This window comes from Knoellia locipacati (genome assembly GCF_044791685.1).
In the GTDB taxonomy this organism is placed as follows: Bacteria; Actinomycetota; Actinomycetes; order Actinomycetales; family Dermatophilaceae; genus Knoellia; species Knoellia locipacati_A.
The window spans coordinates 2,755,315-2,768,625 of the sequence record NZ_CP087730.1 but is presented as its reverse complement, the minus strand read 5'-3'; the positions used below and the strand labels follow the sequence as shown (position 1 = coordinate 2,768,625).

Sequence of the window (13,311 nt, the reverse complement as noted above, 5' to 3'; positions counted from 1 at the left end):
TCGGCCGGGGCGGGGTCGCGGGTCGGCTACAGCTGCGGCAGCAGGGCCTTGGCGACCTCACGGTAGGCGCGGGCACCCTTGGACGAGCGCGACGTCGCGAGGATCGAGCGCCCGACGGCGGGGGCCTCGGCGAACCTCACGGTCCGCGGGATCGGCGGGGACAGCACCGGCAGCCCGTAGCGCTCGCCGACGTCAGCGAGCACCTCCTGCGCGTGGTTGCTGCGGCCGTCGAAGAGCGTCGGCAGGATGCCGACGACCTTGAGCTTCTTGTTGAGGAACTTCGTGACGTCGGCGACGGTGTCGAGCAGCTGGCCGACCCCACGGTGGCTGAGCATCTCGCAGGGCATCGGGATGATGAGGCCGCCGGCCGCGGTGAGCGCGTTGAGGGTGAGGACGCCCAGGCTCGGCGAGCAGTCGATCAGGATGACGTCGTAGTCGCGCAGGACCGGCTCGAGCGCGGTCTGCAGGACGTACTCGCGCGCGGGTCGGCCGAGGAGTACGGCCTCGGTGCCGGCGAGGTCGATCGAGCTGGGGACGAGGTGGACGCCGTCCTCGCACTCGACGATGACATCCCCGATCTCGGCCTGGCCGAGCAGCACATGGTGGATCGACTCCTCGACCTCGTCGGGGTCGACACCGAGGCTGAACGTCAGGCAGGCCTGGGCGTCGAGGTCGATGAGCAGGACGCGCTTGCCGAGCTCGGCTAACGCGGCGCCGAGCGAGGCGACCGACGTGGTTTTCGCGACGCCACCCTTCTGGTTGGCGACGGCGAGGATCGTGGCACCGGGGGCGCGCTTGCGAGGGGGCACGTGGGGTCCTTGCGGGAAGAGTCGGTATGCCGGCCCACGCAGAGCGTGGGACCCGCGCCCCAGTCTCTCAGCCCATCTGCCCGCCTGCCGCCACCACTCAGGTGGTGTCGGCCACGGGAGGGAACACCAGCTGTCCGACCGGGCCCGGGTTCCACGCGACCTCCCAGCGGAACCCGTCGGGGTCGGCGAAGTAGCCGGTGTAACCGCCCCACTCGCGCTGCACCCCCTCAGCCACCTCGCTGGCTCCGGCGGCGCGGGCCTCGGCAAGGACGGCGTCGACGAGCTCGGGTGTGGAGACGTTGTGGGCGAGGGTGATCGGCAGGATGCCCGTGGTGTCGGCCAGCGTGCCGACCTCGCGCTCGAAGTGACCGCGGTCCCAGAGGGAGAGAACCAGCAGCGGGCCGGCGCGGAACATCAGGACCTCGCCCTCGACCTCGAGCTCCGGCACCCACCGCAGGCCGTCTACGTAGAAGCGCCGGCTGGCGACGAGGTCGCGCACGCCGAGGGTGACGAAGGAGATGCGCTGCTCCATCGCGGGCTCAGTCCGCTCGAGGTGTGGCGGCATCGTCGGTGGTCATGACCTCATCGTGGCACCGATGCCCGACAGGGACGGCTGGCCGGCCGCCTTCCACGACGACGCCGGCGGTTCAGCGGACGACGGTGCGCAGCTGCCCGTCGAGTCGTCGGGTCCACCCCCGGGCGTCGAGGTGCTCCAGCAGCGGGACGGCCACCCGACGGGTCGTCCCCAAGGCCTGCCGCGCGGCACTCAGGGTGAACGGCTGCCCGAGCGCAGAGAGGACGCGCATCGCCCTCGCTGGCCCGTCCGGCAGCAGGACGACGTCGTCGTCCAGCCGGAGCAGCCGGCCGGTGCGCTGCGCCGCGGCCAGCTCGCGCGGGCCGAGTCCGAGCTCGGAGAGGCGGTCACGGTCCGGCGAGCCGAAGGGGAACTCCCGCAACGCCCTCTCGACCTCCACGACGGCGTGCTCCGCGGGGCCGAGGCCGAGGTCGGGGGCGTTCGGGTGGTGGACCCGCCCTTCCCTCACGTCCAGACCCGCGAGGGAGGCCACCTGCCGGACGAGCTCTGCCCCGGGCTCGGGGAGCCCGGCCGCCAACGTGCCCCCGTGCTCGAGTGCTCGCAGGTGGTCTGGCAGCCGGAGCAGGTGCAGCGCCTCGGCCGACGTGAGTCCGCCTGTCAGCGGGTGGGCGGCGACATGCGCCTCCACGCCCGCCCGCAGGCGACCGGCCCACTGCGCCAGCGCCGACCGGTCGAACCACCAGTCCCCCACCCGCGCCCCCTCCTCGGGATCCGGGAGGCCCAGGCCGCGCAGCAGCACCGGGTGGTCGCCGCTGCGTGCGACCAGCCGCACGTCCGCACACGGCCGGTCGGTCTGGAGCTCGCGGCCCCGCTGCACGGCGGCTCCGCGACGGCGCAGCGGCAGCGGCTCGACGTCGGCGACCCGGGCCGCCCACAGCCGTCGGCTGCCGGGGTCGCGCAGGATCGCCCTGTCGCCGACCCGCCACGGCAGCGCGTGCTCGGCCGTGAGGCGCGCGTGGAGGGCGCCGAGGGGACGCACGGTCACGGCGGCGTCGGACGAACCCACGTGGAGGACCGCCGCGCGCGGGGGCCCCGTGGCCGGCCGGCCGGCCGGCCACGGGGCGTCCACGTAGGGGCCGACCTCGACCAGCTCGACATCCACCACGGCACCGAGAGCGAAGGACCCGGGCGTGAGCAGGACTGCGGACCGGGTCGCCGCGGCCACCTCGACCCGGCGCAGGTTGACCGCGACCCGTGAGACCGGCCGGACGGTCTCGTGCGGCTGGTCCTGGCTGTGCAGCCCGCGAACGACGACATCGCGGACCTGACCGCGGTCGAGCAGGGTGAGCCGGTCGCCGACCCGCAGGCTGCCGGAGCCGAGGGTCCCGGTGACGACTGTCCCCGCACCGGCGATCGAGAACGACCGATCGGTCCACAGCCGCACCGGACCCTCGTCGTCGGGTGCCGGCAGGCGCTGGGTGAGCTCGCCCAGGGCCCCGACGAGGACGTCCAGGCCCCACCCCGTCACGGCCGACACCCGCACGGTGTCCGCGGCCAGTCCGGCATCGGCCAGCCGTCGCGAGGCCACCGCTGCCACCTCCTGCTGACGGCACTCATCGGCGAGGTCGCACCGCGTGAGCACGAGGAGTCCGTCGCGGATCCCCAAGGCACGCACGGCGGCGAGGTGCTCGGTGCTCTGGGCCTGCCAGCCCTGGTCGGCGGCGACGACGAAGACGACGGCCGGGGAAGGACCGAGCCCTGCGAGCATCGTGCCGACGAAACGCTGGTGGCCGGGCACGTCCACGAACGCCACCTCGCTGCCCCCGGGGAGGGTGGTCCAGGCGAAGCCCAGCTCGATCGTCAGCCCCCGCGCCTTCTCCTCGCCCAGCCGGTCCGGGTCGCGCCCGGTCAGGGCGCGCACGAGGGTGGACTTGCCGTGGTCGACGTGGCCGGCGGTGGCGAGCACCCACCTCATGGTGACGAGGACCCGCTCGTCGCGGCGAGCGCCGCCCGCACGGCCCGTTCGACGTCGACGTCACGGTCCGGCGGGACGCAGCGCAGGTCGACCAGACCGCGACCGTCCTCGACCCGGGCCAGCACGACGGGCACGTCCTCCATCGGCGTCCGCAACCGTGCGACCACGGCGACAGGCACCTCCACCGCCCACCCGGGCAGGGGGACCCCGGGGGCTCCCCCGCCTCCGACGCGCCCCACCACTGCCACGACCTCACGGCCGAGCGCCGCCGCGAGACGGTCCGTGCGGGGACGGAGGTCGTCCGCGGTCAGATGGAGCGCGGAGGTCACCGGCGTCACGGGCCCGCGCAGCGTCGCCTCCAGTGCGGCGAGCGTCAGCTTGTCGACCCGGAGGGCCCTGGCGAGCGGGTGCCGCCGGAGCCGCTCGACCGCCTCCGCTCGGCCGAGGAGGAGACCCGCCTGCGGTCCACCCAGCAGCTTGTCGCCGCTGGCGGTGACGAGAGTCGCGCCGGCCCGTAGCGACGTCGTGGCGTCCGGCTCATGGGGCAGCACGGGGTCGTGGGTGAGCAGACCCGAGCCGATGTCGGCGACCAGGGGCACGACCGACCCGTCGGGCCGTCGAGCGTCACGCAGCTCCTCCAGGCCGACGGAGGCGACGAAGCCATCGACCCGGAAGTTGCTGGGGTGCACCTTGAGGATGCAGCCGGTGTCGGGGCCGACCGCGTCGAGGTAGTCCTCGAGGTGGGTGCGGTTCGTGGTCCCCACCTCGCGCAGCCGGGCTCCGGTGGAGGCGATGAGGTCGGGCAGGCGGAAGCCGTCGCCGATCTCGACCATCTCGCCCCGGGAGACGACCACCTCGCGCCCGGACGCCAGAGCGGTGGTGGCAAGGACGAGGGCGGCGGCGCCGTTGTTGACGACCAGGGCGGCCTCCGCCTCGGGGACCGCCTCGCGGAGGGCAGCCACCGCCCCCGCTCCCCGGCGACCGCGCTCACCCGTCCGCAGGTCCAGCTCAACGTCGACGTAGCCGGCTGCGTCGACGACGGCCTCGAGCGCCGCGGCGGACAGGGGGGCCCTGCCGATGTTCGTGTGCACGACCACCCCGGTCCCGTTGAGCACCGGGGTGAGCGAGGACGCACGCCCGGGCAGCGCGGCAACCGCCTCGCTGAGCACCTCGCTGGGCATGATCTCTCCGCGTCGAGCACGGGCCAGGGCCGAGCTGACCGCCCCTCGCACGGCGCCGCTGCCGAGGCGCTCACCGGCAGCCACCAGCCGTGGGTCGGCGAGGAGGACGTCGGTGCGGGGGATGGCGCGGCGCGGATCGACATCGCTCACCGCAGCCTCCCTTCGTCCGGCAAGGGGGACGGATCCCCCCACGTGTGGCGGAGACGGACGGGAATCGAACCCGCCAGACCGAGGTACTCGGTCTCACCGGTGTTGAAGACCGGGGGGCCCACCAGGAACCCAGACGCCTCCGCCCCACAGCCTAGACACGTGGCTAGGCTCGGTGCGTATGGAGCCCCGACGCCTGACCCAGTTCGCGCGCGGTGGCGGCTGCGCGTGCAAGATCCCGGCCGGCGAGCTCGAGCAGCTGGTCGCCGGCCTGCACCTCGGGCGGAGCGCGCCGTCCCGGGTCGCTGCTGAGGTGCTGGTCGGGCTGGACGACGGCGACGACGCCGCCGTGGTTCAGGTTCGGGACGGGCTGGCGATCCTCTCTACCGCGGACTTCTTCACCCCGGTGGTCGACGACGCGTACGACTGGGGCCGGATCGCGGCGGCGAACGCCCTCTCCGACGTCTATGCCATGGGCGGGTCGCCGGTCATGGCGATCAACCTGGTGGCGTGGCCGCGCGAGCTGATGCCGATGGAGCTGCTGCGCGAGGTGCTCCGGGGCGGGCTGGAGGTGGCGAGCGCGGCCGGCTGCCCGGTGATCGGGGGTCACAGCATCGACGGCCCGGAGCCCGTCTACGGCATGGCGGTGACAGGGACGGCCGACCCGGAGCGGCTGATGCGCAACGACGCCGCCGAGGCCGGGCTCCCGATCACCCTCACCAAGCCGCTCGGGCTGGGGGTGCTCAACAACCGTCACAAGGCCACCGGGCAGCGAAGCGAGGAGGCCGTCGCCGTGATGACGACGCTCAACCGCGACGCCTCGCGAGCCGCCCTCGAGGCCGGCGCCCGGGCCGCGACCGACGTCACGGGCTTCGGGCTGCTCGGGCACCTGTTCAAGATGGGTCGTGCGTCCGGGGTCGCCGCTCGCATCGACGCCCGCTCGGTGCCCTACGTCGAGGGGGCCCGCTCGGCGTTGGCGGACGGCCACGTCCCCGGCGGCTCACGCCGCAACCTCGACTGGGTGCGGCCGCACCTGACCGCCGCTCGCGAGGTGGACGAGGACGAGCTGGTCCTGCTGGCGGACGCGCAGACGTCGGGTGGGCTGCTCGTCGTGGGTGAGGTTCCCGGGTTCCCGGTCGTCGGCGAGACCGTGCCGTCGGGCTCGCTCGGCGAGGGTGTCGTGGTCGCGGTGGCATGAGCGACCCGACTGCACCGACGTCCCGGGTGTCCGCCGCCCTCGAGCAGGCCCGGCGGGACCTCGGCCGGCTCAGCCCGGCCGAGGCGGTCGAGGCGCAGCGGCGAGGAGCGCTGCTCGTCGACACCCGCACGGCCGTACAGCGCCGATGCCAAGGGGAGCTGCCCGGTGCGGTCGTCATCGACCGCACCGTCCTCGAGTGGCGCCTCGACCCGACATCGCCGCACCGCATCCCGGAGGCGGGTCCCGGGACACCCGTGATTCTCGTATGCCGTCAGGGCTACAGCTCGTCGTTCGCCGCCGAGTCCCTCCGCCGTCTCGGGGTGGAGGCGAGCGACGTCGTGGGCGGGGTCGAGGCGTGGCTGTCGGCCGGGCTGCCGGTCGGTGACGGCCCGGCCGACGTGCGCGAGTGAGGTGTCCCACTCAGGCGCGAGCGGCTTCCTCCTTCTTGGGCGGTCGCGCGATGAGTGGGAGCGCGGCGCCGATGAGGGCAATGAGGCCCACGACCGTGAAGCCGCGGGTGTACGCCTCGTCCTCGCCGATGAGGCCCGAGATGAGGAGAGGGCCGACGATGCCACCGATGGACCAGCCCACGAGCATGAGGCCGTAGATCGCGCCCGCGTGCTTCACCCCGAAGAAGTCGCCCGCGGTGGACGGCATGGTTCCGAAGCCCCCGCCGTAGCAGGTGTAGACGAGGGCGCACAGGACGTAGAACGCCACGGCGCTGCCTGCGTGCGGGATGGCCAGCAGGGCGAGGCCCTGGAGCGCGAGAATTCCGACGAAGGCGGGCCGGCGACCGATCCTGTCGGAGACGGCCGCCCACAGGATGCGACCGCCACCGTTGAACAGGCCCATGATCCCCACGAGCGTGGCCGCGCCGGCGGCACTGAAGCCCGCGACATCGGTCGCCGTCCCCGCCGCGACCGAGATGAGGGAGATCCCCGCGGTGACCGAGATGGTGAGGATGAACATGAGGATGTACCACTGCGGCGTGCGCAACGCCTCCTGCGGGGTGAAGTCGCGGCCCGCGGCGTTGGCCTTTTTCGTGGACGCGGCCGCGTCGAGGCCTGCCTTCGCGGCCACGGTGTACCCCTCCGGCGGGTTCCGGAACACCGAGGCACCGAGGAGCCCGGCGACGAGGTAGGCCATCCCGAGCCAGAGGAACACCTTCGTGGGGTAGCGCTGGTAGTCGGCGCTGCCCGCGATCATCCCCTGTGCCACCGGTGAGGTGATGACCGCGCCGAACCCGAAGCCGCCCACGGCGATGCCGGTGATCAGCCCGCGCTTGTCAGGAAACCACTTCTGCAGCATCGCGATCGGCACGATGTAGGCGAGGCCCAGCCCGAACCCTCCGAGGATGCCGTAGCCGAGGGTGAGCAGCCACAGGTCGCCGGCGTCGCGGGCGAGGCTGGCGAGCATGATCCCGATCGAGTAGATCGTCACGCCCACGAGGGCCACGACGCGTGGACCACGCCGGTCCTGGATGCGGCCACCCAGGAAGGCTCCGATGAAGATCATGCCGATGGCGACCGTGAACGGGATGGTGGACTGCACCTTGCTCAGCTCGAGGGCCGACGGTTCGGCCTGGATCGCCTTGCTGAAGGTGCTCCACGCGTAGACCGCGCCGATGGCGAGCTGGACGAGGACGCCTCCGGCGAGGACGAGCCAGCGGTTCCCGGTGCCGGTGGCCAGCCCCTCCCCCTCGTGCTCGCGCGTGCGTGTGGTGCTCATGCGGCCTCCTTGCCTGGTGGGTGGGTGCTCACCGCGCGGTGACGATGCTGTCGTGGACGGTGCCCTGCGCCCGGCGCTCCTCGAGTCGCGCCTTCTGCAGGTCGACGGTGTACTTCGGGTCCCGGGCCGACTCCATGCCGGCGTCGACGACCCCGAACCGGGTCAGGGCCGAGGCGCTCGCCAAGGCCGCGCCGGCGGCGACCGCCACCAGGCGGTTCCGGCCGGCGAGGAGGGTGCCGAGCGCCCCGGCGACGGTGAGGACCTGCGCGAGGCGGAGCCGGGGGCCACCCTCTCCCGAGACGAGGGGCTCGTCGATGCCGAGCGTCTCGAGGTGCTGCTCGAGGCGGCGCATGGCGACGAGGTCGCTGGCCGCACCGATCAGCGCAAGGCGTCGTGCAGGTCCGGCTTCGTGCACCGGAGACAGGATCATCTGTATGCCGGCCGACGCCATTGCGGCCGACCCGACGAAGACGAAGGGCAGCTGCCGGCGGCTCTCGTGCCACACCGGGGTCGAGGAGTCGGACAGCAGAACGGCCGTGTAGGCGGCGAGCGGCGGTGCGAACAGCGCCTGCCCGACGCTTGCCGGTGCCTCGACGGCATGGAGGAGCCGGAGCAGCACGCCCGCTGCTCCCCCGGCCGGGCCCGGAAGCATCCGGCCGACCTCCGCGGCCGTCGTCACGCTGGCGAACGCGGCATACCCGGAGAAGATCCAGGTGCCGACCGACATCGGTGAGGTGAGCTTCACGGTGCGCAACATGTTGAGGAAGCGCTCGGGCCGGCCGAGGTCGGCGACGAGCGCGACCCCGCTGAGCCCCACAGCGGTCATCGCCGTCAGCCGACTCCGGCGACGCAGGACGTCGCGTCCCGTGAACGCCCCGCCGGACCCGAGGAGGCCCGAGCCCGCTGCCACCCCGCCGAGGAAGAGGTAGGCGGGGATCTCGTGCTTCCACGGCATCGGCTTGACCACCGAGCGGCCGTAGTAGCTCGAGAACTCGACGTCCGGCACGGCCGGCGCCTCGCGGCGACCGCCCCCGTCGCCGGTGAGCCAGCCGCTCCCGCCACGGGCGACGCTGCGGGCCGCGCCGGTCACGGAGTCGCGCAGCGTCGTCCGCCGGCGGCGCCGGCCGCCCTCGTCCGGGGGGCGGTAGCTGTCGAAGGCCGACGTCGTCATCCGCGCCTCCCGACGAAGGCGACCGCGGCTGCTCCCAGCATGCCGAGGCCGGCATACCCTGCCGCGCGGAACATCTCGGGCAGGCGCGAGGTGGCACACACGGGGTCGGGCGGGAGTCCGTAGACCTCGGGCTCGTCGAGCAGCAGGAAGACCGATCCGGTGCCCCCGACGCCGTCGTGCTCGTTGGCGCCGTAGAGCCGTGCCTCGGGGAACCCCTGTTCGTGGAGCTGGGCCACCCGTTCCCTCGCCGCGGTGACCATGTCGTCGTGGTCGCCGAACTTGATCGAGGTCGTGGGGCAGGTCTGCGCGCACGCGGGCATCTGGTCGTGCTCGAGCCGGTCGTAGCACAGGGTGCACTTCTGGGCGACGCCCATGTTGGGCACGTGGCCGTCGCCCCGGACGGTGGTGCTGCTGTCGGAGCGCCGCTCGATGACGCCGAACGGGCAGGCGCCGACGCAGTAGCCGCACCCGTTGCAGACGTCCGGCTGCACCACCACCGTGCCGTGCTCGCTGCGGAACAGCGCACCCGTGGGACACACGTCGAGACACCCGGCGTGCGTGCAGTGCTTGCACACGTCCGAGGCCATGAGCCACCGGAACTCCGGAAGGGCGCCGACCATCGGGGTGCCGTCGACGGTCGTTCCGTGCGGTGAGGCCCCGTCCTCGACCGCCACGGTCTCGCTGAGCATGTCGCGCAGGTCGGGCCCGTGCCCGTCGACGGGTGCGGGCAGCGTCCCGTACCCCGCCGGGGCCGCCGCCGTCGGGGGCGCCGGCTCGGCAGGCGCGCCGACTCCCGGCATCCCCAGCTCGACCAGGCGCCGGCCCGACTCCCGGGCCGCGCTGATCCGGTCGGCGGTCTGCTCGACGAACGCGACGTGCCGCCAGGTACTCGCTCCGAGGCCGCCGGTGTTGTCGTATGAGTTGGCCGAAAGCGCCAGCCCGTCGAGCGGCACGGCGTTCCACTCCTTGCACGCCACCTCGCAGGCCTTGCAGCCGATGCAGATCGAGGTGTCGGTGAAGAACCCCTTGCGGCTGGGTGCGTCGCTCCACCCGGCGTCCGGGGCCGGGTCCGTCGGCCCGCTGAGCTGTCGTTCGAGGTACCGCATCAGTGCCCTCCTCGGCTGTCGTCCGCGGGATCGTCGGTGTCGTCGCCGCCCCCGGCCTCCCGGGTGGCCGCACGACGCCGCGCCGTCTCGGCGGGCACCGGGTCGGCGTGCTCCGAGCCGGTCTCGACCGTGGTGCCCGCCCTCGACTGGTACTCGGCGACCAGGCGCAGCAGCTCCTGCCCGTGAGGCCGTCGTCCGGGTCGGATGTCACAGGAGCCGACCTTGGACTCCTGGATCTGCACGTTGGGGTCGAGGACGACTCCGAGTAGGTCGTTGGCCCCGTCGCCCTCGACGACGGCGTCCTTGCCGACGCCCCAGTGGTAGGGCAGCCCGATCTGGTGGACGGTGTGGCCGTTGATCGTCAAGGGCTTCATCCGGTCGGTGACGAGCACCCGCGCCTCGATGGCGCTGCGGGCCGAGACCAGCGTCGCCCACTCGCCGTTGGCGAGGCCGCGTTCACCCGCGAGCTCCGGGGAGACCTCGCAGAACATCTCCGGCTGGAGCTCGGACAGGTAGGGCAGCCAGCGGCTCATCCCACCCGCCGTGTGGTGCTCGGTCAGCCGGTACGTCGTGAAGACGTAGGGGTAGACGTCCGTGCCAGGACCCTCGCCCGACGGGCTCCACAGGTTGTCCTTGCGCGGGAAGACCAGCCGGCTCGGGTTGCTCTGCTGGGCGTACAGGACGTTGGTGACCGGTGACTCCTGCGCCTCGTAGTGCGTGGGCAGCGGCCCGTCGACCATGCCCTTCGGCGCGAAGAGCCAGCCCTTGCCGTCGGCCTGCATGATGAAGGGATCGTCACCGGCGATGGCCGCGGGCCCGCCCACGTCCGGGTCGGGGCGGAACGACGGGTCGCGGTCGACCGGGAAGTCGGGGACGTCCTTGCCCACCCACTTCCTTTCGGTCTCATCCCACCAGACGTACTTCTTGCGCTCGCTCCAGGGTCGGCCCTGCGGGTCGGCAGAGGCACGGTTGTAGAGGATGCGGCGGTTCATCGGCCATGCCCATCCCCACTCCGGCGCCACCTCGTCCTGCTGCCGGCCGGGCACCCGGTTCGCGGACCGGTTGACCCCGCCGGCGAAGACACCGGTGTAGATCCAGCAGCCGCCCGCCGTGGACCCGTCCGCCCGCATGTCGGCGAACTTGTCGAGCAGCTGGCCGGCGCGGTCACCGGTGACGTGGTGGCCGTTGATCTCGCGGAGTACCGCCTCGGCGTCGACCTCACCGTGCTCGTCGCGGGGGTAGTCCCAGGTCAGGTCGAGCAGGGGCCGGTCCCGCTCGTCGGTGGACCCGCGCAGGCGCTCGCGGATCCGCACCCCGAGCTCGTGGAAAAAGTCCAGCTCGCTCTGGATGTCGTGCGCCGGCCGCACGGCCTGGTGGTGCCACTGGAGCATCCGCTGCGTCTGGGTGAAGGTCCCGGACTTCTCGACGTGGTTGGCGGCCGGGAAGAAGAAGACCTCCGTCTCGATGTCCTCGGGGGTGGTCTCCCCGGAGGCGACCTCCGCTCCGTCCCTCCAGAACGTCGCGGTCTCGATGAGCTGGAAGTCCCGCACCACCATCCACTTGAGGTGCGAGAGCGCCTCGCGCTGCATCTTCCCGTGCGCCGACCCCACCGCCGGGTTCTGGCCGAGGACGAAGTAGCCGTCGACTTCGTCGTCGATCATCGCCATCGCCGTCTGGTAGGTCCCGTGGGCCCCGGTCAGGCGCGGCAGGTAGTCGAAGCAGAAGTCGTTCTCCGGCGTCGCGGCGTCGCCCCACCAGGCCTTGAGCAGGCTGGCCGTGTAGGCGTCCGCCTCGGTCCAGAACCCCTTCTGCTTCGGTGACGAGATCGACCCGAGGTACTCCTCGAGGCTGTCGTGCAGCCCCACCATCGGCATCGGCAGGTAGCCCGGCAGCAGGTTGAACAGGGTCGGGATGTCGGTCGACCCCTGGATGCTCGCATGGCCGCGCAGGGCCATGATCCCGCCGCCGGGCCGGCCCATGTTGCCCATGAGCAGCTGGAGGATGGCCGCGGTGCGGATGAACTGGGCGCCGAGGCTGTGCTGGGTCCACCCGAGCGCGTAGGCGAAGCAGGTGGTGCGCTCGCGCCCCGAGTTGTCGGTCAGTGCCCGGGCGACCTCGTGGAACTGGTCGACAGGGATCCCGCACATCTCCCGCACCAACTCGGGGGTGTAGCGCGAGTAGTGCCGCTTGAGCACCTGGAACACCGTGCGCGGGTGCTCGAGCGTCTCGTCACGAACGACCCTGGCGTGCTCCATCGCCGCTCCGGCGGCACCCAGGGCATGCGGGGCCGCCCGAGCCGAGTCCTTGGCGCCGTCGTCGCCACCGGGGTCGTCGATCTGGCCCCCGTCCCCGTCCCGGCCCGTGGCCCCCGGCCCGTCTGCGGCGTCCTCCCGCTCGGCGTACCCCCACGACGTCATGTCGTACTTGCCGGTCGCAGGGTCGAACCCCGAGAACACCCCGTCGAGGTCCTCGGTGTCGACGAAGTTCTCACTGACCAGGGTCGCCGCGTTGGTGTAGGCGACGACGTAGTCGCGGAAGTAGAGGTCGTTCGACAGCACGTGGTTGATGAGGGCGCCGAGCAGCACGACGTCCGAACCTGCGCGGATCGGCACATGGGTGTCGGCGATCGCCGACGTCCGCGTGAACCGCGGGTCGATGTGGATGACCCGGGCGCCGCGTGCCTTCGCCTCGGAGACCCACTGGAACCCCACCGGGTGGCACTCGGCCATGTTGGAGCCCTGGATGATGATGCAGTCCGCGTTCGCCATGTCCTGCAAGGACTGCGTGGCGCCACCGCGGCCGAACGAGGCCCCCAGACTGGGAACCGTTGAGGAGTGTCAAATACGCGCCTGGTTCTCGATCTGTATCGCACCCGCGGCGGTGAAGAGCTTCTTGATGAGGTAGTTCTCCTCGTTGTCGAGGGTGGCTCCTCCGAGCGAGGCGATGCCCATGGTGCGGCGCAGGCGGCGGCCCTTGTCGTCGAGCTCCTGCCAGCCGTTGCGGCGCGCCTCGAGGAACCGATCCGCGACCATGTCGATGGCCTCGTCGAGCTCGATGCGCGTGAAGTCGGTGGCGCGCGGTGCGCGGTAGAGAACGTGCGTCTGGCGCGATGGTGAGTTGACGAGCTGCTCGCTCGCCGCGCCCTTGGGGCACAGTCGCCCCCGGCTGACCGGCGAGTCCGGATCACCCTCGATCTGCACGACCTTCTCGTCCTTGACGAAGACGCGCTGACCGCACCCGACGGCGCAGTAGGGACAGACGCTCTGGACGACCCGGTCGGCGGTGCTCGTCCGCGGCTGGATCTCGCGGGTGCGGCGCGACGTCACCGACGCCCCCCGCCCCAAGAAGTCACCGCTGGCCAGCTGGCGCAGCACGGGCCAGCCAAGGAAGGTCGTGTCCTTCGGGACCATCGCCATGCCTCTCGACTCGACGTCTGCGCTGGTCAGGCCACCGTAGCGGCT

The 13,311-nt window shown here is 72.5% G+C and carries 10 protein-coding genes and 1 tRNA gene; 2 read left to right on the top strand and 9 right to left on the bottom strand.

From position 1 onward, the window contains the following. Positions 1 to 26: 26 nt before the first annotated feature. The 5 genes from LL946_RS12955 to LL946_RS12935 form a co-directional block, all read right to left on the bottom strand. Entirely contained in the window at positions 27 to 809 is a 783-nt protein-coding gene (locus LL946_RS12955; RefSeq protein ID WP_404381264.1) for a ParA family protein, read from the bottom strand. A 97-nt stretch (positions 810 to 906) separates the two neighbouring features. Beyond that, entirely contained in the window at positions 907 to 1,341 is a 435-nt protein-coding gene (locus LL946_RS12950; protein WP_404381262.1) for a VOC family protein, read from the bottom strand. A 115-nt stretch (positions 1,342 to 1,456) separates the two neighbouring features. Further along, the gene (locus LL946_RS12945) at positions 1,457 to 3,319 is read right to left on the bottom strand and encodes a SelB C-terminal domain-containing protein (protein ID WP_404381260.1); all 1,863 of its coding nucleotides are present in this window, start codon (positions 3,317 to 3,319) and stop codon (positions 1,457 to 1,459) included. Next, a complete protein-coding gene (selA, locus tag LL946_RS12940; protein ID WP_404381258.1) occupies positions 3,316 to 4,650 on the bottom strand; it encodes an L-seryl-tRNA(Sec) selenium transferase in 1,335 nt (444 codons plus the stop codon). The genes LL946_RS12945 and selA overlap by 4 nt, the downstream gene beginning before the upstream one ends. Before the next feature lie 45 nt (positions 4,651 to 4,695). After that, positions 4,696 to 4,791 (bottom strand) — tRNA-Sec (locus LL946_RS12935). A 37-nt stretch (positions 4,792 to 4,828) separates the two neighbouring features. Here LL946_RS12935 and selD point away from each other — a divergent pair. Together selD and LL946_RS12925 are read left to right on the top strand one after the other, a co-directional pair. Next, the gene (gene selD / locus LL946_RS12930) at positions 4,829 to 5,845 is read left to right on the top strand and encodes a selenide, water dikinase SelD (RefSeq protein ID WP_404381256.1); all 1,017 of its coding nucleotides are present in this window, start codon (positions 4,829 to 4,831) and stop codon (positions 5,843 to 5,845) included. Beyond that, complete coding sequence (locus LL946_RS12925; protein WP_404381254.1) at positions 5,842 to 6,255, top strand: rhodanese-like domain-containing protein; 414 nt, start codon at positions 5,842 to 5,844, stop codon at positions 6,253 to 6,255. The genes selD and LL946_RS12925 overlap by 4 nt, the downstream gene beginning before the upstream one ends. 10 nt (positions 6,256 to 6,265) lie before the next feature. Here the strand turns inward: LL946_RS12925 and LL946_RS12920 are convergent, their stop codons facing one another. From LL946_RS12920 to fdh, 4 genes are read right to left on the bottom strand one after another with little or no spacing between them, the layout of a single operon-like run. Continuing rightward, positions 6,266 to 7,573, bottom strand: coding sequence for an OFA family MFS transporter (locus LL946_RS12920; RefSeq protein WP_404381252.1), 1,308 nt, complete (start codon positions 7,571 to 7,573; stop codon positions 6,266 to 6,268). 28 nt (positions 7,574 to 7,601) lie between these two features. After that, positions 7,602 to 8,744 (bottom strand): NrfD/PsrC family molybdoenzyme membrane anchor subunit, encoded by a 1,143-nt coding sequence (gene nrfD, locus LL946_RS12915; protein ID WP_404381250.1) that lies wholly within the window; start codon positions 8,742 to 8,744, stop codon positions 7,602 to 7,604. Beyond that, positions 8,741 to 9,850, bottom strand: coding sequence for a 4Fe-4S dicluster domain-containing protein (locus LL946_RS12910; protein WP_404381248.1), 1,110 nt, complete (start codon positions 9,848 to 9,850; stop codon positions 8,741 to 8,743). The genes nrfD and LL946_RS12910 overlap by 4 nt, the downstream gene beginning before the upstream one ends. Then, on the bottom strand, positions 9,850 to 13,260 hold the full coding sequence (gene fdh, locus LL946_RS12905) for a formate dehydrogenase (protein WP_404386893.1): 3,411 nt from the start codon (positions 13,258 to 13,260) through the stop codon (positions 9,850 to 9,852). Before fdh ends, LL946_RS12910 begins: the two co-directional genes overlap by 1 nt. Positions 13,261 to 13,311: the final 51 nt, after the last annotated feature.